Source organism: uncultured Streptococcus sp., from assembly GCF_902463925.1.
Classification (GTDB): domain Bacteria; phylum Bacillota; class Bacilli; order Lactobacillales; family Streptococcaceae; genus Streptococcus.
Genome location: NZ_CABQHE010000009.1, coordinates 12,350 through 37,874 on the forward strand (window position 1 = coordinate 12,350; position 25,525 = coordinate 37,874).

General features: G+C 41.3%; 20 protein-coding genes. 2 read left to right on the forward strand and 18 right to left on the reverse strand.

Annotation, left to right across the window (positions count from 1 at the left end; all coding sequences use genetic code 11):
• Positions 1–2: 2 nt before the first annotated feature.
• The 14 genes from RDY04_RS07220 to RDY04_RS07285 form a co-directional block, all read right to left on the reverse strand.
• Positions 3–689: an ABC transporter ATP-binding protein gene (locus RDY04_RS07220; protein ID WP_374110371.1), complete on the reverse strand. Its 687-nt coding sequence runs from the start codon at positions 687–689 to the stop codon at positions 3–5.
• A 10-nt stretch (positions 690–699) separates the two neighbouring features.
• Positions 700–1,953, reverse strand: a complete 1,254-nt coding sequence (locus RDY04_RS07225; RefSeq protein WP_303951249.1) for an efflux RND transporter periplasmic adaptor subunit — start codon at positions 1,951–1,953, stop codon at positions 700–702.
• Positions 1,954–2,016: 63 nt separating this feature from the next.
• Positions 2,017–2,772 (reverse strand): class I SAM-dependent methyltransferase, encoded by a 756-nt coding sequence (locus tag RDY04_RS07230; protein WP_303951251.1) that lies wholly within the window; start codon positions 2,770–2,772, stop codon positions 2,017–2,019.
• Positions 2,773–2,891: 119 nt separating this feature from the next.
• On the reverse strand, positions 2,892–6,071 hold the full coding sequence (carB, locus tag RDY04_RS07235; RefSeq protein ID WP_303951253.1) for a carbamoyl-phosphate synthase large subunit: 3,180 nt from the start codon (positions 6,069–6,071) through the stop codon (positions 2,892–2,894).
• Between the two features lie 343 nt (positions 6,072–6,414).
• Positions 6,415–7,503 carry a carbamoyl phosphate synthase small subunit gene (locus RDY04_RS07240; RefSeq protein WP_303951254.1) on the reverse strand — a complete coding sequence of 363 codons (1,089 nt, stop codon included), beginning with the start codon at positions 7,501–7,503 and terminating at the stop codon, positions 6,415–6,417.
• 152 nt (positions 7,504–7,655) lie between these two features.
• Positions 7,656–8,582: an aspartate carbamoyltransferase catalytic subunit gene (locus RDY04_RS07245; protein WP_303951255.1), complete on the reverse strand. Its 927-nt coding sequence runs from the start codon at positions 8,580–8,582 to the stop codon at positions 7,656–7,658.
• Positions 8,583–8,606: 24 nt separating this feature from the next.
• A complete protein-coding gene (locus RDY04_RS07250; RefSeq protein ID WP_303951257.1) occupies positions 8,607–9,884 on the reverse strand; it encodes a uracil-xanthine permease family protein in 1,278 nt (425 codons plus the stop codon).
• Between the two features lie 290 nt (positions 9,885–10,174).
• The gene (gene pyrR, locus RDY04_RS07255) at positions 10,175–10,696 is read right to left on the reverse strand and encodes a bifunctional pyr operon transcriptional regulator/uracil phosphoribosyltransferase PyrR (RefSeq protein WP_295494461.1); all 522 of its coding nucleotides are present in this window, start codon (positions 10,694–10,696) and stop codon (positions 10,175–10,177) included.
• Positions 10,697–10,916: 220 nt separating this feature from the next.
• Positions 10,917–11,807 (reverse strand): RluA family pseudouridine synthase, encoded by an 891-nt coding sequence (locus tag RDY04_RS07260; protein ID WP_303951258.1) that lies wholly within the window; start codon positions 11,805–11,807, stop codon positions 10,917–10,919.
• Positions 11,791–12,252, reverse strand: a complete 462-nt coding sequence (gene lspA / locus RDY04_RS07265) for a signal peptidase II (RefSeq protein WP_303951260.1) — start codon at positions 12,250–12,252, stop codon at positions 11,791–11,793. The genes RDY04_RS07260 and lspA overlap by 17 nt, the downstream gene beginning before the upstream one ends.
• Positions 12,253–12,262: 10 nt before the next feature.
• On the reverse strand, positions 12,263–13,168 hold the full coding sequence (locus tag RDY04_RS07270) for a LysR family transcriptional regulator (protein WP_117648136.1): 906 nt from the start codon (positions 13,166–13,168) through the stop codon (positions 12,263–12,265).
• A 112-nt stretch (positions 13,169–13,280) separates the two neighbouring features.
• Positions 13,281–14,519 carry an MFS transporter gene (locus RDY04_RS07275; RefSeq protein WP_303951262.1) on the reverse strand — a complete coding sequence of 413 codons (1,239 nt, stop codon included), beginning with the start codon at positions 14,517–14,519 and terminating at the stop codon, positions 13,281–13,283.
• Between the two features lie 856 nt (positions 14,520–15,375).
• Entirely contained in the window at positions 15,376–15,654 is a 279-nt protein-coding gene (locus tag RDY04_RS07280) for a hypothetical protein (protein WP_303951263.1), read from the reverse strand.
• Positions 15,655–16,374: 720 nt separating this feature from the next.
• A complete protein-coding gene (locus RDY04_RS07285) occupies positions 16,375–17,631 on the reverse strand; it encodes a hypothetical protein (RefSeq protein WP_303951265.1) in 1,257 nt (418 codons plus the stop codon).
• Positions 17,632–17,919: 288 nt separating this feature from the next.
• On the opposite strand from RDY04_RS07285, the gene RDY04_RS07290 reads away from it, so the two are divergent.
• Entirely contained in the window at positions 17,920–18,678 is a 759-nt protein-coding gene (locus RDY04_RS07290) for a peptidylprolyl isomerase (protein WP_303951266.1), read from the forward strand.
• A 35-nt stretch (positions 18,679–18,713) separates the two neighbouring features.
• On the opposite strand, the gene RDY04_RS07295 is transcribed toward RDY04_RS07290, so the two are convergent.
• Positions 18,714–20,615 carry a beta-glucoside-specific PTS transporter subunit IIABC gene (locus RDY04_RS07295; protein ID WP_303951268.1) on the reverse strand — a complete coding sequence of 634 codons (1,902 nt, stop codon included), beginning with the start codon at positions 20,613–20,615 and terminating at the stop codon, positions 18,714–18,716.
• A 308-nt stretch (positions 20,616–20,923) separates the two neighbouring features.
• Between RDY04_RS07295 and RDY04_RS07300 the strand changes: the two genes are divergently transcribed.
• Positions 20,924–21,559 carry a nucleotidyltransferase gene (locus RDY04_RS07300; protein WP_303951270.1) on the forward strand — a complete coding sequence of 212 codons (636 nt, stop codon included), beginning with the start codon at positions 20,924–20,926 and terminating at the stop codon, positions 21,557–21,559.
• A gap of 71 nt (positions 21,560–21,630) precedes the next feature.
• Here RDY04_RS07300 and RDY04_RS07305 read toward each other — a convergent pair whose 3' ends face one another.
• The 3 genes from RDY04_RS07305 to glyS all read right to left on the reverse strand — a co-directional run bounded on the left by RDY04_RS07305 (position 21,631) and on the right by glyS (position 25,496).
• Positions 21,631–23,022 carry an amino acid permease gene (locus tag RDY04_RS07305; RefSeq protein ID WP_303951272.1) on the reverse strand — a complete coding sequence of 464 codons (1,392 nt, stop codon included), beginning with the start codon at positions 23,020–23,022 and terminating at the stop codon, positions 21,631–21,633.
• Positions 23,023–23,189: 167 nt separating this feature from the next.
• On the reverse strand, positions 23,190–23,447 hold the full coding sequence (locus tag RDY04_RS07310; protein WP_303951274.1) for a DUF896 family protein: 258 nt from the start codon (positions 23,445–23,447) through the stop codon (positions 23,190–23,192).
• Positions 23,448–23,459: 12 nt separating this feature from the next.
• On the reverse strand, positions 23,460–25,496 hold the full coding sequence (gene glyS / locus RDY04_RS07315) for a glycine--tRNA ligase subunit beta (protein WP_303951275.1): 2,037 nt from the start codon (positions 25,494–25,496) through the stop codon (positions 23,460–23,462).
• Positions 25,497–25,525: the final 29 nt, after the last annotated feature.

The following is a 25,525-nucleotide window of genomic DNA, read 5'->3' on the forward strand; positions in this document are numbered from 1 at the left end:
TCCTAGTCTATCCGAACGCTGTCCGTTGTGTCTTGGGTGATTTCCCCATCACGGATGACAATCTTACGCCGGGCATAATCCGCAATCTCAGGTTCATGGGTAACCATGACAATGGTCTTTCCTTCACGGTTTAGCTGGGTTAAGAGATCCATAATCTGGGTTCCTGTCTTGGTATCAAGCGCACCCGTAGGTTCATCCGCCAAAATGATTGCCGGATCATTAGACAGTGCACGCGCAATAGCCACCCTCTGCTTCTGTCCACCAGACAGCTCTGACGGTAGGTGATGGCTACGGTCTGACAAGCCGACTTTTTTCAAGAATTGCTCTGCCCTTTGCTTACGTTCACGTGGAGATTTTCCTGCATAAATCAAGGGAAGCTCTACGTTCTTTTGGGCACTTAACTTTGGCAAGAGAAAAAACTGTTGAAAGATAAAGCCAATCTGGTCATTTCTTACCTTGGCCAAACGATTTTCAGAGAGATCAGCCACATCATCGCCCTCGAGTTGATAGGAACCTGTAGTTGGTTGATCAAGAAGTCCGATAATATTCATAAGGGTTGATTTCCCTGATCCAGAAGGGCCCATGATTGCCACGAAGTCACCTTCTTCAACTGATAAGTCAATTCCCTTAAGGACCTGCAAGGACTCTTGACCATTTTTGAAAGACTTGGTAATGCCCTTTAAAACCATAAGAGCTGGCTTAGTCACTAGACTTCACCTCTTCTCCACTGCTATCTTTTGATTTCTTACTATCAACATCTGACACATCCTTCAGGGTCTCGCCATCCTTAAAGGATTTTTCAGCCTTAGTAATAACCTTTTGACCTTCTTTAAGTCCTGAGGCAATTTCTTGGTGCTTAGCATCTGCATTGCCAAGTTTGACCTTGACCTGCTTGATTTTTTGACTCTCGTCATCGTAAACCCAGACGTAGTTGTCAGACCCTTTCTTGGTCACAGCAGTTGCTGGAACCAACAGGGCATCATCATCTTTGGTCACTTCAAGAGATACATTAAAACCTTGCTTGAGCTTACCGACAGGGCTAGTCAATTGAACCTTGTATTCATACTGAGAACCTGACTGACCTGAGTTGCCAGATGTACCCGCTGACTGACTGGCATTTTGCTTAGGATAATTGGAAACGTAGCTGACTTTCCCTGTCCAAGTTTGATCTGGGTATACTTTGGAAGTAATCTTGACCTTTTGACCTACTGAAATATTTGGAATGTCATACTCCGTTAAGGTCCCTTGAATCTCAAATTGGCCTTCACTTGTCACATGAACTAGGGTTTGGCTCTCTTTTGAAGCAGGGTCCACAGAGTCCGCAACCTCTACGACTGTTCCATTAACATCCGAAACAATGACCGTTTGGTTGAGGACGTCTTGTGCCTTTTCTAGCTCTGATGCTGCGTTAGAAACAGCATCATTATAATCTTGCAAGGTTTGGTAATTACTTGCCTCGGTTTGCTGACGCTGTTGAGGGCTAACGGTAGTCATCGAATCATCCTCATCCGAATCACTACTTGTTTGTGCCGAAGCCGCAGGAGCCGTCCCATACTGTTGGAAATAATTTCGGTCACGAACTGCCTTATTATAGGCACGGCTAGCCGTATCATAAGCTGCTTGGGCTGAGGTACTGTCGTATTGGACCAGTTGCTGCCCAACGCTAACTTCCTCACCCACAGAGACTGTCACAGTGGCATTGCGTCCAATGGTATTATCAAAATAAACATACTGCTCTGACTGAGCCTTGACCATACCCGTTAGGAGGGTCGAGGAAGCCAGCTGTCCCTTGATGACCTTGCTTACTGTAGGACCTTCAGTAGCCTTGTTCCCTTGGCCACCTCCTCCAAAAAGGTTAAAAATCAGAACCAATAGGACAAGAATCCCTATGCCTCCAATGATCCAAACTCTTTTTTTATTTTTAAATAACTTTGGACTGATTTTCTTTCGCATAAATCTCTCTTTTCTATTTGTACTACACAGATAAAACAATTATAATGCTTTTAACTTTCATTGTCAATGACCGACTTTTAAATCCATAAAGCCATAGTGCAACTTTTGATTGGGACGAACCTGACGTTCAAACCCCAGTTCCTCAAAAATAGGGTCACGAAAATGTGCCTTGATGATAATTTTTTCTCGTGCGACACGCTTAGCCTCATTTAGCCATTCTTCTGTCAGACGACTGCCGTTAGCTAGAGGTTTGATAGCTTGTAGATTTTCCGATTCCTTGATAGTCTCTGAAAACATAGGATCAGCATAAATGATATCAAAAGAGTGATCAGCCTGGGATTTCAAAAAGGATAAGCTATCGCTCTTAATAGCCTTAATAGACCGCATCGCTTTTTCAAGCTGTTTATCATCCGTTTGATACGTGGCCAGACCACGAGAAACCACCTGAAAAATCACTTCTTGACTCTCAAGGGCGGTTACCCTATTTCCCACTGCTGTCATCACTAGACTATCTGAAGCCAGCCCCATGGTCGTATCAAGAATAGACTTGGGAGACCGCCCCAAAAGACTAATTAAAGCATCATGTGGAGCCTTAATGCGAAGGACCGCCGTATCTGGATGAAAGGACAACTCACTACCATCCTCATTAACAAAAGACAATCTATCTTTATATAGAAGATAAAAAGCTCCAAATCGCTCTAAACATTTTGCCAAAGATAACTTGCGGCGAGGCTGGTAGTCAACTCCTAGCTCGTGAGCTAATTCTTGTGCACGCGCAATCAAGGCCTCATTTTCACGTAAAGATGTGGTAATAATCATGCTACTAGTATAGCAGAATCTTCGGAAACAAAACCATCGTCTTAGCTTTCATTTTAATTTATGAGCTTACATTTGTGTAAGAAAAAAGCCCCAGCAAAGCTGAGACTTCTATTTCATGATTAGATAGCTTCTGTTGTAAAGCTACGGCTTTCAAGCACACGCACCATAGCATCTGCTGTATCAAGGGCTGTGAAGAGTGGAATACCAGCTTCAATAGCAGAGCTACGGATAGCTGCTCCATCTTCATCATAGGTACGTTTGTTACCAACCGTATTGATAATAGCTTGCGCTTTACCAGTACGAACAAGGGCTGGAATGTCATTGTCGTCATTTTCGCCCAATTTGTTAACAAGCGTTGCGTGAACTCCGTGTTCATTCAAGAACTTGGCTGTTCCTTCAGTGGCGTAGATACCATAACCGATAGCGTCGAAACGACGAGCCAAGTCAAGGGCTTCTTCTTTAGTATCATCATGAATAGTAAAGATAACATTACCAAAGGTTGGCAAGTGGAGGTAAGAAGCTTCAAAGGCTTTATAGAGGGCTTTTTCAAGAGTCGCATCTGTACCCATAACTTCACCAGTTGATTTCATTTCAGGTCCAAGGAGGCTATCTACCTTAGCCAATTTTGTGAATGAGAAGACTGGTGCCTTGACATGGACATGGTTGCTTTCTGGGTAAAGACCATCTTTGTAACCTTGCTCAGCCAATGATTTACCAAGAATCAAGTTTGTAGCAACTTGAGCCATTGGGATATCAGTCACCTTAGACAAGAATGGTACCGTACGGCTAGCACGTGGGTTAACCTCGATAACATAGACCGTTTCGTCCTTGATAACGAACTGAATGTTCATCATACCGATACAGTTAAGACCAATAGCCAAGCGTTTAGTATAATCAGCGATAGTCTCTTGGATTTTCTTAGAAAGGGTTTGTGGTGGGTAAACCGCCATTGAGTCCCCTGAGTGAACCCCTGCACGTTCGATGTGTTCCATGATACCTGGAATCAAGACATCCTTACCATCAGAGATGGCATCCACTTCACACTCACGTCCGATGATATAGCTATCGACAAGGACTGGGTGGTCTGGACTTGCCTTAACGGCTGTACGCATGTAAGAACGAAGATCATCTTCATTTTCAACGATTTCCATGGCACGTCCACCCAAAACGTATGATGGACGAACAAGAACTGGGAAGCCAATCTTACGAGCTGCTTCAACCGCTTCTTCTTCATTTGTCGCTGTTTGCCCTGGTGGTTGTGGGATATCAAGATCTTTAAGGGCTTGTTCAAAGAGGTCACGGTCTTCGGCACGGTCAAGGTCAGCAACCTGTGTACCCAAGATTTTCACACCAGCTTTAGACAATGGCTCTGCCAAGTTAATGGCTGTTTGACCACCAAACTGAACTACGACACCCTTAGGTTGTTCTAATTCGATAACGTTCATCACGTCTTCGAAAGTCAATGGTTCGAAGTAGAGTTTATCTGATACTGAGAAGTCTGTTGAAACTGTCTCAGGGTTAGAGTTCATGATAATAGCTTCGTAACCTGCAGCCTGGATGGCTTTTACAGAGTGAACTGTCGCATAGTCGAACTCAACCCCTTGTCCGATACGGATAGGACCTGAACCAAGAACGATGACAGATTCTTTATCAGATTTGATTGATTCATTTTCCCACTCGTAAGTTGAGTAGAAATATGGTGTTGATGACTCGAACTCAGCCGCACAAGTATCAACCATCTTGTAAACAGGAACAATTTGATTTTCCAAACGTGTCGCACGAACTTGGTCAGCTGTTTGATTCCAAAGATCAGCAATCTTACGATCAGAGAAACCGTTACGCTTAGCTTCTTTCAGAACATCAACATCGCCTACGTGAGTAGCCAATTCTTGTTCCAATTCAAAGATATGGAGCAATTTGTCAAGGAAGAAGATATCAATCTTAGTCAACTCTGACAATTCTTCAATAGTGTAACCACGACGGATGGCTTCAGAAAGGTAGAAGAGACGGTCGTCTTGAGCTTTGACAATCTTTTCAACCAAGGCATCGTCTGTGACGTCCGCAAGCTCAGGCATTTCATTGTGGTAAACACCGATTTCAAGTGAACGACAGGCTTTAAGAAGTGACTCTTCGATGTTACGACCGATAGCCATAACTTCACCAGTTGCTTTCATTTGAGTACCAAGACGACGTTCACCGTGTTCAAATTTATCAAATGGGAAACGTGGAATCTTAGCAACCACATAGTCAAGAGCTGGTTCAAACATGGCATAGGTTGTACCAGTGACTGGGTTAATCATTTCATCAAGTGTCAGACCAACAGCAATCTTGGCTGCCAATTTGGCAATTGGATAACCAGTTGCTTTTGAGGCAAGGGCTGATGAACGTGATACACGAGGATTTACTTCGATAACATAGTACTTGAAGCTATTAGGGTCAAGCGCCAACTGTACGTTACAGCCACCCTCAATTTTAAGGGCACGGATAATCTTCAAGCTGGCATCACGAAGCATTTGGTTTTCAATATCTGACAAGGTTTGCGTTGGGGCAAATACGATTGAGTCCCCTGTGTGGATACCAACTGGGTCAAAGTTTTCCATGTTACATACCACAAGAGCATTGTCTGCGGCATCACGCATAACTTCGTATTCGATTTCTTTGAAACCAGCGATAGAGCGCTCAATTAAACATTGTGTTACTGGTGACAATTTCAAGCCATTTTCAGCGATTTCGCGAAGTTCTTCTTCGTTGGCACACATACCACCACCAGTACCACCAAGGGTAAAGGCAGGACGCACGATAACTGGGTAACCAATTTCTGTCGCAAAGGCAACTGCTTCTTCAACCGTATTGACGATTTCTGATTCTGGAATTGGTTGTTCCAAATCTTCCATCAATTGTTTAAAGAGGTCACGGTCTTCGGCTTGGTCAATGGCAGACAATTTTGTTCCCAAAAGCTCCACTCCAAGCTCTTCAAGAATACCAGCTTTTGACAATTCCATTGCCATGTTCAAACCAGTTTGCCCCCCAAGTGTTGGCAAGAGAGCGTCAGGACGCTCTTTACGAAGAATACGTGTGACAAACTCAAGCGTAATTGGTTCAATGTAAACCTTGTCTGCGATTTCTTTATCAGTCATGATAGTCGCAGGGTTGGAGTTAACAAGAACAACACTGTAGCCTTCTTCTTTCAAAGCCAAGCAAGCTTGCGTACCAGCGTAGTCGAACTCAGCAGCCTGACCAATGATGATAGGACCAGACCCGATAACCATGATTTTTTTAATATCAGAACGTTTAGGCATATTTAAGATACAAAGGACGACCAGAAAGCGTTAGAATTTTAGGCAATCGTTGCAGGATGCAAGCATCCAAAACGATTGTTCTAAATTCCGAGCTTTCCGTCCGTGTTCAGTTTAAGACAATATTGTTAACATGACGCTTTTAACTTAGTAAGGAATCCAGAACTCCTTGTGATAAAAGCAGCCATCAAAAAATAGAAAACAATACAGTTCAATTAGTCTCTTTAACTGAATACAGGTCCTTAATTCTCCTTTCTATTTGACAACTCTCTGGTTGTCATTAAATAAGGTAGTAGACTGGGGCGAACAAGAGTCACACCCCACTATAGTCACTAGACAGTTGCAATTAACGACGTGCTTTTTCAGCTTGGAAAGCATCAATCAATTCCAAGAACTCATCAAAGAGATAGCTCGCATCGTGTGGACCAGGCGCTGCATCTGGGTGGAACTGCACTGAAAAAGCAGGGAAGTCACGGTGACGAACACCTTCAACTGATTTATCGTTAATTTCTTCGTGCGTTACCATGAGGCACTCTGGAAGAGTGTCACGGTCAATGGCATAACCATGGTTTTGGCTGGTGAAATCAACACGACCAGTCGCAATTTCACGAACCGCATGGTTAAACCCACGGTGACCGAACTTCATCTTATAGGCCTTGGCACCATTAGCCAAACTAAACAACTGGTGACCCATACAAATACCAAAGATTGGAATTTTACCTTGGATGCCACGAATCATATCAAGTGCATATGGTACATCTTCAGGGTTACCTGGACCGTTTGACAACATCACACCATCTGGATTAAGGTGGAGAATTTCTTCAGCAGTGATATCATGTGGCACAACAGTCACGTTACAATCACGTTTTGAGAATTCACGTAAGATTGAGTGCTTAAGACCAAAGTCAACCAAAACAATATTTTTACCAACACCAGGTGCTGGGTAGGCTGTCTTAGTCGATACCTGCTCAATATTGTTCGTTGGCAAAACAGTGGCACGCAATTGATCTTGCAAGTGCTCAATGCTGTCTCCAGGATTAGCCAAAGTCGCCTTCATGGTACCATGTCGACGGATAATCTTAGTCAAAGCACGTGTATCAATACCAGAAACACCCGGGATGTTTTTAGCTTTCAAAAACTCATCCAAGGTCATTTGGTTACGCCAATTGCTAGCACGACGGCTAGCCTCTGAAACAACCACTCCCTTAGTTGTTGGCGTGATTGACTCATAGTCATCACGGTTAACCCCATAGTTTCCAACCAGTGGATAAGTAAAAGTCAAAATTTGACCGTTGTAAGACTGGTCAGTGATAGATTCTTGATAACCCGTCATACCAGTATTAAAGACGATTTCACCCGTCACATCCACATCAGCACCGAAGGCCTGACCTTCAAAAATAGTGCCGTCTTCTAAAATAAGTAAACGTTTTGCCATTATAGTAAATTGTTCCTTTCACTTAGAACAAAGCCCGTCTCAACTCTAAAGCAAACAACAATAATGCAGCTGCACCAAAAAGTAATTCGTTTGCACAAGGCTTAGGGCGTGTTCTTTTTCGTCTGATTCTCTCAGGAATCTGTTAACGTTGTTTACACTTTGCCATTTAAAATAGCTTCGATAATCGCCATACGGACAAAGACTCCATTTTGCATCTGAGCAACGATACGAGCCTTAGGTGCCTCAACCAAGCTATCAGCAATTTCCACATCACGATTAACCGGAGCTGGGTGCATGATGATTGCTTGATCTGCTAACTTGGCATAACGTTCTTCAGTCAAACCATAGAGAGTATGGTACTCTTCTTTTGAAAATCCTTTGTCATCCCCATGACGTTCGTGCTGAACACGAAGCAACATGAGTACATCCAAGTCCTCAATGACATCGTCAATGGCCACATGGTGACCATAAATATCAAACTCACTTGAATACCACTCTGTAGGGCCAGCAAAATAAAGCTGTGCTCCCAGACGCTTGAGAATTTGCATATTTGACTTAGCCACACGCGAATGCGTAATATCTCCTGCAATACAAATCTTTAGATTTTCAAAGGTTCCGAACTCTTCATAAATTGTCATCAAGTCGAGCAAACACTGACTTGGGTGTTGCCCAGAACCGTCACCACCATTAACAATAGAGGTCTGAATAGTCCTACTGTCAATCAACTGCTTGTAGTAATCGACTTCCGAGTGGCGAACCACACAGATATCAACACCCAAAGCAGACATCGTCAAAATCGTATCATAGAGGGTTTCACCCTTATTTACTGAGCTAGTCCCAGCATCGAACTCAATCACGTCCAATCCAAGTTTTTTCTCAGCCACTTCGAAGGACTTATGCGTTCGTGTTGAATTTTCAAAAAAGAGATTGGCAGCGAAATACTGTCGATCCAGCTGGAAATCAGCTCTGCCGTTTTTAAAATCTCCACCTCGACGAATCAGGCCCAAAACCTCTTCATTCGTGAGGGTTTCCATAGTCACCAAATGTTTTAGTGACACTTTTCCATCTGCAATCGCCATAGTTTTTCCTTTTTTAATGATTGATTAGTCCTTGCTACCTTTATTAGGATCTGGCAAGATTTGGTAAAGCAATATTCCAAGAATGGTTGAGGTTGCCACACCCGTGATTTGAAGACCACCAAGGTCAATCATCAAACCTCCAATACCAGATACCAAGATAACACTAGCAATCAAGAGATTCTTTTTATTATCAAAATCAATCTTATGTTCAACTAAAATTTTCAAACCGCTAGCAGCGATAACCCCAAAAAGGGCAATTGAAATTCCACCCAAAACAGCTGTTGGTATAGAACTCAAGAGAGCAGACACCTTACCGATAAAACTCATCAAGACCGCAATCACTGCCGCGCCCGCAATAACGTAAACTGAGTATACCTTACTGAGGGCCATAACTCCAATGTTTTCACCATAAGAAGTTACTGGTGGAGCTCCAAAGAAACCAGCGATAATCTGTGCCAAACCATCACCAGTTAGAGTACGATCAAGACCTGGATCTTTAAAGTAATCACGTCCAGTTAAACTATTCAAAACCATAACATGCCCAAAGTGTTCGGTCATTGTCACAAAGGCAATCGGAGCCATGGTCAATATCGCACTTGGATAGAGTTTGAAGTCATAATTCACAAACGGAATGTCAAAACTTGGAACTTGGAACCAATGAGCAGCCGCAACTTTTGAAAATTGAACAAACTCATGTCCCGTCAACCAACCAAGAACCACTGAGAAAATGTAACCCACGATTAAACCAAGTAAAATTGGGATAACACCGATGATTTTCTTACCATACATGTTAAAGAGGATGACAGCAAAGAGAGTTACCATAGAAATCACCAGACTAAAGATACTATAGGTATCATTAACCATTGTCGCATCCTTGACTGCATTAGCCGCAAGACTCAAACCGATGACGATGATAATTGGACCAACCACAATTGGCGGTAGGACTCTATCAATCCAAGCATTTCCCGCATACTTAACAACCAAGGCAACAATCAAGTAGACCAAACCTCCAGCCATGGCGCCTTGAGCCACCGCTGCGATACCGTCAGTCTTCATAAGCATCTGCATAGCCGCAATATAGGCGAAACTAGACCCCATGTAAGCTGGAATCTTGTACCTAGTCACCGTCAAGTGAGCCAAAGTTCCCAAACCAGATGAGAAAAGAGCAATAGCGGGATCAATCCCAACCAAAATCGGTACAAGAACCGTCGCACCAAACATTGCAAACAAGTGCTGGAATGACAAACCCACCAATAAACCAGCTTTGGGCATATCATTCACATCATATTTTACGTTATTCACGATATCAGAGTACTCCTTAAAATTAAGATACAAAGCCCGTATAAAGCCTAAAGCAAAAATAGGAAATATGATGATGGAGCGCCAGCTCCTAAGAATATTTATCTTTTTTGCACAAGGCTTAGGGCATGTTCAATTAATAAGATACAAAGGGCGTATAAAGAGCAAAGTAAAATTAGGAAATCTGACACAGAAGCTTTAGCTTCTAGGAAGATTTATCTATTTTACACAGCTCTTAGTCCGTGTTCATTTAACAAGATACAAAGGGCGTTTCACCCTATCCGTCAGTCAACTTAGCTTGGGTCGATAATGTTGACGCTATCTTTACCGTCAACTTCTGCGACCAAAACTTCGATTTCTTCTGACTCACTAGTTGGGATATTTTTACCCACATAGTCCGCACGGATTGGCAATTCACGGTGACCACGGTCAACCAAAACAGCCAAACCAACACGCGCCGGACGCCCATGGCTAACGATATTATCAATAGCTGCACGAATCGTACGACCTGTGTAAAGCACATCATCTACAAGGATAACATCCGTACCATCAATTTCGATAGGAATAAGGGATGTGTCCTGTTCAGATTTAACATCATCGCGGAAAGCCTTAGTGTCAAGCTCAATCAATGGCACATCAAGGTTTTCCAACTGTTTCAAGCGCTCTTGGATACGCTGGGCAATATAAACACCACGTGTCTTAATACCAGCCAAGACAATCTTGTCGAGATTTTTGTTACGCTCAATAATCTCATAAGTGATACGTGTAATGGCACGTTTCATGGTTACGTCATCGACGATCTCTTTTTTCTTCATAAAAAGAACCTTTCTAAATACAAAAAATCCCCTCGAAAACAAGGAGATACACAAAAATATGAGTACAGTTCACCCGTACACTTCTCATGGCTCCTTGCCTGCCTCTCTGGACAGTGATTAAAGGACTTATTTAATTAGGTAAATTATAGCAAACTTCAGACTCTTTTACAAGAAAAAAACGGACACTCTCTCACAAAAAAGAACATCCGTTGGATGACTATTAAGCTTCTCTCAACTTTTCCAAGGTTTCCTTGAAAATAGCAGGTTCTTCCGCTGTAAATTCGACCAATTCTCCAGTCGTAGGATGCGTGAAACCAAGGGCCTTAGCATGTAGAAATTGTCCATGGCCCTTGAGGGTCTTGCGTGGCCCATAAAGAGGGTCTCCTGCCACTGGGTGACCAATATAAGCCATGTGCACACGAATCTGGTGCGTACGACCTGTTTCCAGCTGCAACTCTACCAAGGTATAGTTGCCAAAGCGTTCAAGAACGGTAAATCGTGTAACTGCAGGTTTTCCTTTAGCTGTAACTGCCTGCTTTTTGCGGTCCTTGTCCGAACGCCCAATCGGAGCCTCAATCACGCCTCGATCGTTAGGCAAATTGCCATGCACGATAGCCACATACTTGCGAAGTGACTTCTTATCCTTAAGCTCAGCCGCCAAAGCATTGTGGGCCTTATCATTCTTAGCAATCATAAGGAGACCAGACGTGTCCTTGTCGATACGGTGGACAATCCCTGGACGAACCACACCATTGATAGACGAAAGGTCCTTGACATGATACATAAGGGCATTGACCAAGGTACCAGATGTGTGACCAGCTGATGGATGGACAACCATGCCTTGAGGTTTGTTGACCACTGCCACATCCGCATCTTCGTAGATAATATCCAAAGGAATATCTTCAGCCTTGTATTCCAAGACCTCTTCTTCTGGCAATTCATAGGTGATGACATCACCCTCTTTAACCGCATACTTGGCCTTTGCTGACTTACCATTAACCAAGACTGTTCCAGCCTTAATCGCTTCATTGGCCTGACTACGTGACAATTCTGTCAAATCTGCCAAAGCCTTGTCCAGACGATTTCCCGCCTCTTTAATGATGACTTCCATTTTCCTCTTTCCATAAGACTAAAATCAAGAGCAGCACGCCTACCGTTAGATAGGAGTCTGCCACGTTAAATATCGCAAAATCAATAAAATCAAGCTGAACCATATCAACCACGTAACCCAAGTGCACACGGTCAATAAAGTTACCAATACCACCTGAGATAATCAAAACCAAGGATAGCACTAGCCAAAAACTCTTCTGGTAATTCTTAACCAGATAGACCATAGCCGCACCAATCACCAGAACCGTCAAAATCACAAAGAAATATTTCTGATTCTGTAAAATCGAAAAAGCAGCACCATGGTTCTGTAGATAGGTCAAGCTGAAAAGTCCAGGAATAGCCTTGATAACTTGGTTGAGGGCAATATTTGCCACAACCCAATGCTTAACCCACTGATCCAAACCAATCAGAGCCAAGATAGCCAAAGGAATCGCAACCTTACGCATAAGCCCCCTCCTATGGTTTGTATGTATCAAAGTAGTCAAACATAACATTGACAAACTTGAGAGCACACGACGACAAATTAATGCCCTTACGACGGACATAAACCATCTTGTTATCCAAATTATCCTCAAGCGGAATAACTGTAATACCATTTACACTTTGAGCATCTAGGAAACCGGAACCCGTCGCATAAGCATCCGTACGCTCCAAGATACCGTTCAAAGTCGCACGGTCTGTCACGTTAAACATCAGAGACGAATCTGACGTATCCACAAAGTTTTCAGAATAGTATAGGTACTCGTCCTTCTCCTGAGTAAAACGTACGGTAGGTAGGTGCGCCAAATCCTCCATGACTAAACTCTCTTTATGAGCCAGTGGATGGCCCTTACGAAGATAAATATGAGTCTTAAATGGAATCAAATCAATAGCCTCAAGCCCAAGCTTGTCCATATTTTGTTGGATGCCCTTACTATTTTGACGATTCAAATAGATAATTCCAATCTCACTGTGCCCCTTGGCTACCTCATCCAAAATTTGAATGGTCGTAGACTCAAAGACACGAAAATCCTTGTAATCAGGGTAACGCTCTGAAAAAGTCGTAATCAAAGGTGGCAAAAAGTCATAGTGCTGACTGGCAATAGAAAACTGGTTCCCCTTTTCAGAAGCATTGAGATAGCGATTTTCAAAACTATCAAAACTGCGCACAACCTCAAGCGCACGTTCATAAAAGGTCATGCCCTGACTGGTCAAGACAGTCCCCGTCGTTGTACGAGTGAAAATTTTAAAATTCAACTCCTGCTCCAAATCCTTGATAGCCACTGAAAGACTAGGCTGACTCACAAAGAGCTTGCTGGCCGCCTCACGGAAAGTTCCACTGTTGGCAATGGCTACGACATAACGTAGTTGTTGTATGTTCATATGTGACACTTCTTTCTTGAAAAATCAATCGATTCTATTATACCAGATTTTATCCTCTTTTGTTGATAGTAAAAAGCCCAGGCAACCCTGAGCTTTTTACTAAAAAATAGTCTTATTCGTCTGATTTGTCTGTCAAGAAGTACTCGTTTTCACGTTTATCATAGTCAAAGGTCAAACGAACAGTATCTAACTTACTACTTTCTGGATTATAATCACGGTAGCTAAGACTCACTGACTGAGTGAGATCTCCTTGTTCGGTTTGTGTCATTTCATGATAAGTAAAGCTAGCCTCTGGGTGTTTTTCAACCACCTCAGAGAGTCGTGTCCCCTTGAGCAAATCAGCTTGTGTACCTACAGACAACTTTTCATAGTCATCTTTTGTCCAGTTGCTATGATAGTCATCGACTTCTTTGACCTTATCATAGTTAAAGGTTGCTGAGGCAGATTTCAAAACATAGACACCGTCTTTTTTCTCGAAAGTCAAACGAACATAGTTGTTTCCATCTGTATCTTCTTTTCTATAGGTGAGATCTAACAAATATGGTTTATCTTTCTCGTAAGCATTACTATACTCGGCATCAGTCGCCTTACCGTGAGCATCCAAGACCCCGTCCAATGTCAAAGTACCGACCTTCAACTCCTTAAACTGATCCTCAGTCCAGTCAAATTGATAATCTTTATCAATGTATTTATTTGCTCTGAAACGAATATCAGCCTCAAACTGCTCAGCATGATTCATAACATATTTCACCGCTTGATAACCTGCTCCAGCAAGTGACGTCATGAAGAAGATGATTGACATAACCAGAGCGATGATAGATAGTGCCTTGCGTGTCGACTTTAGACTCAGCACCATGGTCACAATCGCCAAAATGATAAGGAAGAAGGCAAGGAAAGTAAAGACAAAACCGATAGGAAGCGTCCAAGACAAAACGACAAATAAAAGCCCCAAAACTAGGATAATGATTGGCAAAGCAATATTAACAAAAGCATTGTTCTTGGTTACTTTTGGTTTGTAATAAGGGTTTTCCAAAGGTATCGGACTTGCCTTTGGAGCTTCTTTTTCTTGCTCTTTCTCCATATTCAACTCAGGCATTGGCTTAGGAGCTTCCTCCTCTAATGCCACCTGTGTTTCGTCTGTTTGCGTATCTGCTACTGAGTCAGCTGTCACCTCTTCAGTAGTTTCAGAGCTATCCACCTGCTCAGCCTCAACCTCCTCAGACACTTGGACACTTGGTTTCTCCGAAGCAATGACAAAGCCCTCTTTCTTAGCTTCCATAAACTCCTCAGGACTTGGTTTACGTCCATTGACGTCCTCAAAGTGACGCACCCATTCTTCTCTAGTTGCCATAGCTGACTCCTTTATCTCTTTTTCTTTATTTTATCATACTTTAATCTGGTCTTATGAAAATAAGGTCGGATATAAGAGAGAATTTTTTTGAGACTACCTTAGGTGCTTAAGTGATAAGCCATCTCATGAAAATGGATGGAAGAAAACCACCTCGAGGGTGGTTGAAAATAGTAGATATCAATTGCTAGCTGTAAAATAACGACGTTGATTTATGTAGACTTTATCAATAAGAATTGTCTGTTTCTCCTATTTTTTTAGCCAACCAATCAAAAATAACAAAATGAATCACTAAATTAGTAAAAATTATAGCAAAACCAAAATATACAAGATGATCTGTCAAGTCATAATTATAGAAATAAAAAGGAAGATATAATACAATGAACAAACAAAACAAATTCAATTCAACAACATTACGAAAATGTGAATATACAGGAGCCTCAGGAAATGAATCTAACTTGCCATTCGACATTGTATTTATCAACAACGGCAATGTCTTAAGTATCATTGGTACCAACATCAGTAGAGACCATTTATAAAGTTCAAGGAACCCCTCGCTATTTAAAGATGTCTTTCCAAGAAATCTCATCATAGAAACTAGTCCTATAATTAGGATAATTTAACAGACATTTACCACAACTACACTATTTATACGGTCCAATAAACACTTCATTTTTTCATAAATTTTCTCTTTTTTCGAATAAACAAGTATTGATAAAGCCACAATCATAGTCGTTACTATCGTTCCGATTGTTACTGAGTTAAATACCCAATATGCAATCGCAAATTTAACAATAAAAGAATCTTTACTTGAGGGATTAATTACAATATGTTTCAGACTTAAAGTAAATAGAATTATTCAAAATCCTATACTTATCGTTGAAACAATCGAATCTATCTTTTTATTAATTTTAAAACCTGAACCATTTTTGCATTTTAGATCTAAATAAGAAAACATTTTATCTTGACAAAAAGGTAATAGTTTAGGAATACCCCAAAATAATAACGCTGAACCTAACAGACCTTGACCTTTTCCAAAAGCATCTTTTAACAATATTATTGTTAGGGGTAACACCAATACTATTAGACCCAATAAGATAACAAAAAGGAGTTTCATATTTTCTTGATCAATTTTCATTTTATCAGTGATGCATAATCGAATAGGCAAAAAGAAAAGATAAATAGCAAAAGAGACACTAACAAAAAAAATGAAGCTAAATTTCCTAGAACATACTCCCAACTTTTCTTCATAAATATACGTTGAACAATGAAATAAACAATAAGTGAAACAATAATACTATATGCAAATAATACCCATTCTCCAAGATTATTTTTAAAATAAAATATAGCATTCTTATTTACCGTGGAGATGAGAGGATTAGGTGTAGCAATAGAAACGAACACGAAAAACACGATAGATGTTAACACATCACACACTATATATGAAACCGGTTTCTGACTCATTATGTAAGAATACGATTTATTATTCCAATAAACAAAATAAACTATACTAAATAATATTAGAAGAATACTGATATTAATAAAATTTAGTTCCGCTAGTTCTCTTATTAGTAGAAATTCTATAGACGAGAACACTAAACTAAATCAAGCTCTCATAAGAAAATTATCTTTCAAGTCTTTCTTCAAAAACTATAACATGGTCAAATTAAACAAAAACTGAATTATCAAACATGGTAAGAATTCTTTAACCCCAAAAATAATATTAAATTAAATAGCAAACTAACAATAGGAACCGACAAAATAAATTTAAACAATTTTCCCAAATTAACTCTCCCTTAAATTAATGTAAATACATTATTCTCATAAAAACAGGAAGGTTTTCCCTCCTGTTCCTTAATTAATCCTCATCTGGACCTGATTTATAAGTAAGGTAGAATATATCTTCCCCTTCTTTGGTATCAAATGATAAGTAAACACTCTTGAGCTTGCCATCTTCAGCCTTATAATCACTATAAGAAATAGTCATTTCTTTTGTGAATTCACCTTGACGAGATGTTGAAATCGTGTATTCTGCACTTGAAGCTTTAGGGTGATCCTTAACGACATCTTCAAGTTTCGTACCATTTGATGGATCAGTGTAATCACCCTTATTGAGAGCATCAAACTGTTCTTTTGTCCAGTCAGCTTTGTAAGAGCGATCAACTTCTACCTTATCTTGAGGGAATCTACCAGAAGCATATGACAAGATAAATGTACCGTCATATTGTTTCTTAAAGTTTAGGTAGACACTCTCGCCATAGTCTTTACCAGAGTATGTCAACTTCAACTCATCACCTGACACCTCAGCATCTGACGCCTTGCCGTATGTTTTAACGATTGATTTAACAGTGTCTTTACCTGCTTTCAACTTCTTGAACTTAGATTCATTCCAATCAAATTTAGCATTTTTGTCAATGTAGTCGTTGACATCAGTACTGTCGCCTTTTGAGTCAGATTTTGAATCGCTGTCATCATCGTCTTTATCAGCAACTTTTGATGTCTTGCTTGAGCTTGTGTTGTTGCTAGCATTTTGAGAGATTTGGAAAATCAAACCACCAATAGACACAAAGAGCATGAGACCAGCAACACCTGTTGCAATGATTGAAAGCAATTTCTTACTTGATTTAAGGCTAATGACAAGCGAAACAACTGCTACCGCAACTGCGAGGACTGTCAAGATGATGAAGACCCAAGCAGGACTTACAAACCATGCCAAGATTGCAAAGATTACTGAAAGTGCAATCGCAACTATTGGCAAGATAAGATTGAAAAGAGGTTTATCTGCTGAGCCAGCTGCTGGATTAGGAACTATTCCAAATCCTTGAGCTGAAGAGATAGGTGCCTTTTCAAACATGCTTGAATCAAATTGTGGGGTTGGTTGTTGGACAGGTGCTTCTGAAAAAGCTTCTGCACCAACTGGTGATTCACTGCTTGCTGGTTCTGGAGCTACTTCTTCAGCGACAGGTTCATTAGCTGGTGCTTCTACAGATGCTGCTTGAGCAGCCAAAGCACTTGTATCAAAGTCAGCTGCTTTAGCATCCAAAAATTCTTGGGGGCTAGGCTTACGCCCATGTACCGACTCAAAGAGTTCAGCCCATTCTGCTTTAGTTGACATAAAAATCTCCTTTTTTCAAGAAATCCAAACAAGAGGTCCCTTCGACTTGGCGAAGTTTTCTATAGTTAGGATTTAGACAGCTATCTCTGATAAGAGTAAGTAGCATGCGTCCTTTCAAAAGTCAGACCTCACCTTTTAGCCTGAGGCAACCTTTTTCCTATATCTAATCCCATTGTTCATTTTCTTGTTGATAATCCCATTCTACCATATCTAAAGACCTCTGTTAACCATTTCCCAAAAGGTTTTTTTCTGCTACAATAGTAGGTATAATGCACCAAAGGAGTTTATATGAAAAACATTAAAAAGTACATTCCATTAATTATTGTACTTGTTCTCGCTGTACTAGGATTTATCTACCGTGAGAACATTTCACGTGCTGTTCGTGGAGACGCTTACGTGGATAGTAAGATATTCACTAAACAATTAGAAAAAGCTCAAAAATCTGGAAAAGAGGCTTTTCCACAGTTGACAGACAAGGTCGACAAGGACGAAGCTGAAGTTATCCTCCATACTTCAAAAGGTGATATCACTGTTAAACTCTTCCCTACGCTTGCTCCTAAGGCTTCTGAAAACTTCTTGAAGCACACCAAGGATAAATACTACGATGGTCTTACCTTCCACCGTGTGATCAAGGACTTCATGGTTCAAAGTGGTGACCCTAAGGGTGATGGTACTGGCGGAGAATCTATCTGGAAGAAAGGTTTCGCTGTTGAGCCTACACCATTCCTCTACAACATCCGTGGCGCACTTGCTATGGCCAATACTGGTTCTAAAAATTCAAACGGCAGCCAATTCTACATTGTTCAAAACAAGGACGATCAAAGCAAGCAACTAGGAAATGCTAGCTATCCAAAGCCTATCGTTGACGCCTACAAAAAAGGTGGTTACCCAGCTGGTGATACTAAATATACTGTCTTTGGACAAGTCATCAAAGGCATGGATGTCGTTGATACCATTGCTAACCTTGAAGTCGATGACAACAGCAAACCAAAAGAAAATGTAACGGTTAATTCCGTTGAAGTTGTTAAAGACTATAAATTCAAATAAACAAAAATCCGAGAATCGGCTTCTCGGATTTTTTGTTATTTAACAGCGGTGAGGAGATAATCACCAGTGTTAACGCGGGCTTCTTTAGTCGTTAAGACATCATCAAAGTCAGCAGTGTTTGTCACAATGACCGGTGTGACGACTGGTAATTTAGTGTCTCGTATAGTTGCCAGGTCAAATTCTATAAGTTTTTGGCCTGCTTCTACGACATCCCCTGCTTCTACATAGGTCTTGAAGCCTTTACCAGCAAGAGACACAGTGTCTATACCAATATGGATGAGAAGCTCTGCACCATTTTCAGTTGTCAAACCAATCGCATGACCAGTAGGGAAGACTAAATTAACGGTTGCCTTAGCTGGTGCGACAACCACCCCATCAGTTGGGTCAATAGCGATTCCTTTACCCATAGCTCCTGAGGCAAAGACTTGGTCAGGAACTTGGTCAAGTGGGATAACATTCCCGATAAGTGGGCTCGCAATAATTTCTTGTTGAATTTCTTTAGGAGCAGGTGCAACTTCTTCAGCTTTTTCTTCACCCTTAGCTGCTCCACCACCGTATAGATTTGGTACTCGTACAAAGAGTTGGATGAGGAAGGCAAGAACACCACCCACAATGGCAATAATAATGGCAAAGATAACTTTAGAAAGGTTACCGTCAGGCCCAATAAGACTTGGGAAGACAAAGACACCCAGACCACCTATTGAATACGTCTTAATATCTAGGGCCATCATGACAGCCCCCATAAGTCCTGAAACACCACATGAAATGTAGAAAGGTGTTTTCATTGGAAGGGTTACCCCATAGATAGCAGGTTCTGTAACCCCAAAAATAGATGAAATGAAGGCTGGCATAGAGATGGTACGGACTTTTTCTTCTTTCGTTTTAAGCATGATAGCTCCCAACACACCTGTTTGCGTGAAACATGGAAGAATAGCTGCCGAAAGAATAATAGAACTTCCGTTTGTTGCCACATCTAGAATAGCAAGGGGAACAAGCGCCCAGTGCATTCCGAACATGACCAAGACTTGCCATGAGATACCGAGTATAAGACCAAAGACAATCGGACTAAAGTTCATGATCGCTTGGAAAAGATTTGTCAATCCATCAGAGAAAGTGTTAGCAACTGGTCCTACCACCAAGAATGTTAATGGAACAGTAATGAGCAACGTAAAGAAGGGTACTACGAAGACTTTAATGACATCTGGAGTAATCTTGATAAAGAATTTTTGAATGTATGAAGCCACCCAAATCGCCAAGATAGAAGGCATTACAGTTGAGAGGTAACCCCCTGCAGGAAGCGTAAACGGAATAACCCCCAGAACATGACCTTGACCAGCCTTTTGAAGAGCTGTCACTAGCGTAGCAATATCAGGATAAACAAGTGCTCCTGCAATCGCAATAGCTGTAAATTCATTAACCTTGAAACGACGAGCAGATGTCAAGGCAATTAAGATTGGCAAGAACTGGAAGAAACCATCCCCCGCTGCATTTAAAATGACATACATAGAACTTGTCGCAGCTGACAGACCACATGCTGCCATAATAGCGACTACACCCTTGATAATACCGGCTGCTGCCAATGGCCCAAGGAAAGGTTGGAAAATACTTGAGACCAAAGATACAAAGCGGTCAAAGAGATTTCCTTTAGGCGCATCACCTTCATCAAGATCAAGACTACCACCCGCTGGAAGACCACCAACTTGGAGAACCTCCGCATAAACGTCAGGCACATGGTTACCAATCACCACCTGATATTGTCCACCTGCCTTAACAACAGTAACAATGCCGTCACGGCTTTTAAGGTAGTCATCATCTGCTTTAGATTCATCTTTCAAATCAAAGCGCAAACGTGTCACACAGTGTTTCAAGCTATTGACATTTTCCTTACCACCAACGTGTTTGAGAATGTCCTCAGCTAATTCAGTATATTTAGCCATAAGGGGTCCTTTCTTTTCTATGATTTTTAGTCTCCTTTAAGGCTTTTTCAACGAAAAAAACCTAAATAAATACCAAGAACCAATTGAGATGAGCGTACACTACTCCCATTAGTTTTTCGTATTTATCTAGGTTTTGCCTGCTGAGCAGTAACAATCCTTTTGCTATGGTTATATAATATCAGAGTTCAAATATTTTTGCAAGCCCTTACAAAAATATTTTTTTGTTTTTGAAGGTAAAATCTTGACCAAGATTATAAGTCATGATAAACTATTGTTAGTTTATAAACTAACAGAAAGAGAGTTACACGATGAAAACAAGAGCAATTATTGAATTTAAAGACACATACGCTAGCATGGAATGCCACGAGCTTGGTTACCAAACCAAGGAAACTGCCTTGGCTATTATTTCTCCCGCTGGACATATTCTATCAAGTACACCGCTTTTCAGAAAGGCATATGGTTCAAACACTGCTCACATCGACCAGCTTCCTTTCAATATAGATGATCTCAGTATCACAGCAAGAGGTCTCAGTAAAAAAGCTAAATCCAACTTGGAAGATTGGATTGCTCATACTATCATTCTTCCGATGGACTATGATAAGTACTTTACTAAACATCAAGAACTTTTACACCTCTTAGCAGAGTCACCAATCGTCGAGTCTGTCCAAGCTTTAACTTATAAGACAGTTAAGATTCATTTTTCTGAAACACTTAACGACGAACACATTCGCCAACTTCAAGGTTTTATTCTTGCTCAGGCAGGTATCTATAGCTATATTGGGACATCTACAGTTTCAGACCGAAATGCTTACCAGGCTCTTGAATGGGCTAAACTTGATGTTAATGGCCGTTCGCACAACGATCACAAGCCCGCTATTTTCCATCGTAGCAAGGGCCTCTTAGGTGGTTTCTTTCACCATGGAAACCAAGAAAGTATTGCATAACTAATAACTGGGACATCTTGTGTCCTTTTTTTGACAACAAAAAACTCACCATAAAGGTGAGCTAAATTGATTTATTTTCTGTGTTTCCAGTTACTATAGATACTAAATACGACAATCCAGATAGCTGCCCCAATAGCTCCGGCAACTGTTGACTTTTGCAAGAAGAGACAAACAAAGACGAAGATGAAGAAAAGGATAGTCAATGGATTAAGAATCTTATAGGCTGGCATAAGGAATCCATCTGCCATGAACTCTTGAGATTTACGGTACTTGAGATGAGCAAGCATGGTCAAGATATAGATGGCAATGTAGACCCCTGATGATGATGCGGTAATCAAAGCGAAGGCGTCAGATACACCAGGCAAGACATTGATGAAGGCTGAAACACATACTACAATGGCTGAAACAATGATGGCACGTGAAGGAATACCATTACGTGACAAAGTATCTAGCTTCAAAGCTTTCATGACTTTACTATTTGGTGTTTCCTTAGCAATTTGGAAAAGGTGACGACCTGTAGAGTAAAGCGTTGAGTTCAATGATGAAGCCGCTGCTGTCAAGACAACAAAGTTAATGAAGGCTGCTGCCCACTTGATACCAGCCATTTGGAAGACTGTTACGAACGGTGATTCATTAACTGGAAGTTTTTGCCATGGGAAGATAGCCATGAGGGCAATGAGGGCACCCACATAGAAGATGACAATACGAACCGGAATTTCCTTGATTGCCTTTGGCAACACCTTACGAGGATTCGCTGTCTCAGATGTTGTAATTCCTACAAACTCAATAGCTTGGTAGGCAAAGAAAACCATCTGGAAGGTCATAACAAAGCTTACCCAACCTTTAGGGAACATCTGGAAGCCGTGTGTAATATTGGCAAGGCTAGCATGTCCAGCAGGCGTTTCAAAGTTAGTTGCTACCATGAAGATACCTGTTGCGATAAGAGCAAGAATGGTGACAATCTTGATCATCCCAAACCAAAACTCAACTTCCCCGAAAATCTTAACCGCAATCAGGTTAACCGAGCTCAGGATAATCAAGAAGACAATCTGAATCTGCCAGGCAGGCCAACTTGGGAACCAATATTGCACATAGGTTGATACGGCCGTAATTTCTGCCATTCCAAGGAATATCAATGATACCCAGTAAGACCAACCCGAGAAAAATCCCCAGCCCTTACCAAGGTATTTGGTAATAAAGTTGATAAAGGTGTGCTGGTCAGGATCCATATAGAGCATCTCACCGATCGCTCGCATCATAAGATACATGAAGATACCAGTTAGTATATATACTAAGATGATTGAAGGTCCTGTTAGGGATAGGGAACGCCCCGCCCCAAGGAAGAGACCTGTACCGATTGTACCAGCGATGGCAATCAGCTGGACGTGACGGTTTTGAAGACCACGCACCATCCCATTCTCAGTCTGGTTGTCGTCGTCTTTATGATGTTGCTTTTGCGACATTTTTTTCACTCCAATTCTATTGAGCACGACTCATTGAATCATGCCATTTTTAACATAACTTATATTTTACCATTTTTGAAATAATTGGTCAATTTTATACAGAATATTCAGAATTTTATGCTTCAAAACAAGGGATTGGAAAAATTCCAAACCCTTGTACATCGTTATTATGATTCAGGATCATCAAGGCTACGGCCATGCAAACCTTTTTCACGTTGTATTTGACGTAGTTTTTCAGGTGTCACATCATTTCCTTCTTCATCCACAATTTTGATCCCTTCAATGTGGTGACGAACTGAGCGACGATAGCCCTCAATGTATTCTTCACGAAGCTTTGCTTGTTCCACTGCTTCTTCTGGAGTCAAACCTTCTGTTTTTTTCTTTTTGGCAAGCTCATTGATTCGAGCAATTTTTTTAGAATCCATTTCCTCTTACCTCTATTTTGTATTCAATTGGTTAAAGGCTGCAACAACTTTGGCTTTAGCCACAAGAGCAGAAAGAAGAGCCAAACGGTTATTTTTAACAGCCACATCTTCTGCCATAACCATCGTATTGTCAAAGAAAGCATCAATGACTGGGCTAAGAGCAAAAAGTTGAGCCAATTTGTCGCTAGCTGAACCAGTCAATTCAAGCTCTTCAATCGCTTTAGAAAGGGCATTTTCTTGATCATTTTCAAAGAGACTAGCATCGACTGCTACTGAAGCATCTGCTTTTTCTGCCAAGTTGAAAGCACGTGAGAGTGATTCAACAGCTGTTTTGTAACCATCAGCCTTAGCAGCTTCTGAGAGGGCGACAGCTGCTTCAAGCATATCAGCCACGACAAAGTTTGAACCAGCAAGAACGGCTTCTTTGATATCTTTTGAAGTGCGTCCCATCATCTTGTCCACACGCGCTTTGATGAAGTTGATGACTTCTGCTTGATTGTCATATGAAAGACTATCAAATGAAAGTCCGTAAAGGCTGGCAATCAACTCATCCATAGGAATATGCCAACCAAAGGCATCTAAGATACGAACAATCCCTTGTGTTGCACGGCGAAGCGCATAAGGGTCATTGGAACCTGATGGAATCAAACCTACGGAGAAGAAGGAAAGAAGGGTATCCAGTTTATCTGCAAGGGCAAGGATGGCACCAACCTTGGTTTCAGGAAGGGCTCCGTCTGCTGAATCAGGAAGGTAGTGCTCACGGATAGCTGTCGCTACTGCCGCATCTTCACCAGCAAGGAGGGCATATTTTTCACCCATGATTCCTTGCAATTCATCAAACTCTCCAACCATACCAGTCAAGAGGTCAAATTTGTAGATTTCAGCTGCACGCGCTACGGCTGCCCTTTCTTCTGTAGTTAAACCAGCTTGCTCAGCCAAGGAAGCCGCAATGACACCAGCACGTGCCATGTGTTCTGAAAGAGAGCCAATCTTTTCATGGAAAGTGACGTTCGCCAATTTAGCCACGAGGTCTTCAATCTTGAGTTTTTGGTCTTCACGCCAGAAGAATTCACCATCTTCGAGACGTGCCACCAAGACTTTTTCATTTCCTCGAACGACATTTTCCAAGTGCTCAGAGTTACCATTACGGACTGAGATGAAGTTTGGTTTAAGCTTACCTTCAAGGTCACGTACTACAAAGTAACGTTGGTGCGTTTCCATTGAGGTCACCAAAACTTCTTCTGGAACGTCCAAATATTTAGTGTCAAAACTTCCCATGAAGGCAGTTGGGTATTCGACCAAGTTCAAGACCTCATTCAAAAGTCCTTCTTCGATTTGAACTTGAACGCCTTGTTCTGTTTCGATGGCTTTGATTTGCTCACGAATCATATTTTCACGTTCTTTGCTATCCGCAATCACGTAAACGGTACGAAGGTCTTCCTCATAAGAATCTGCATTGGTGATTTCCACTTCATGCCCAAGGAAACGGTGACCACGGCTCACACGACCTGACTTGATATCCAAGAAATCAAGGTTAAGCGCTTCGTCACCCAAAAGGACAACCAAAGTATGAACAGGGCGGATGTATTCAAAGGTGTTGTTAGCCCAGTGCATGCTAACAGGGAAAGTCAATGAAGAAAGCACTTCTGGAACGCCAGCCAAGACTTCTTTGGCAGGTTTTCCAGCTTCATGTTTCGTCACGTAGACATATTCTTCACCCTTAACTTCACGGAATTCGATGTCATCAACAGTCAAACCTTTTCCACGGACAAATCCTTGTGCCGCTTTTGAGAAGTTACCTTCCGCATCCAAGGCGATTTTCTTAGAAGGTCCTTTAAAATCTTCTGTCAAATCAGATTGTTGATCAGCCAATCCAATGACACGGACTGCCAAACGGCGCGGTGTTGAGAAAGTTTGAATGCTTTCGTACGAAAGACGATTGTTATCCAAGAAGGTTGCCATTTTCTCACCGAGTTGTTTTTCACTTGGTGTGACAACATAGGCTGGTAACTCTTCAAGTCCTAATTCTACTAATAAGTTTTTTGTCATGTTTTTTCTCCGGAAAATATCTTTTTTTC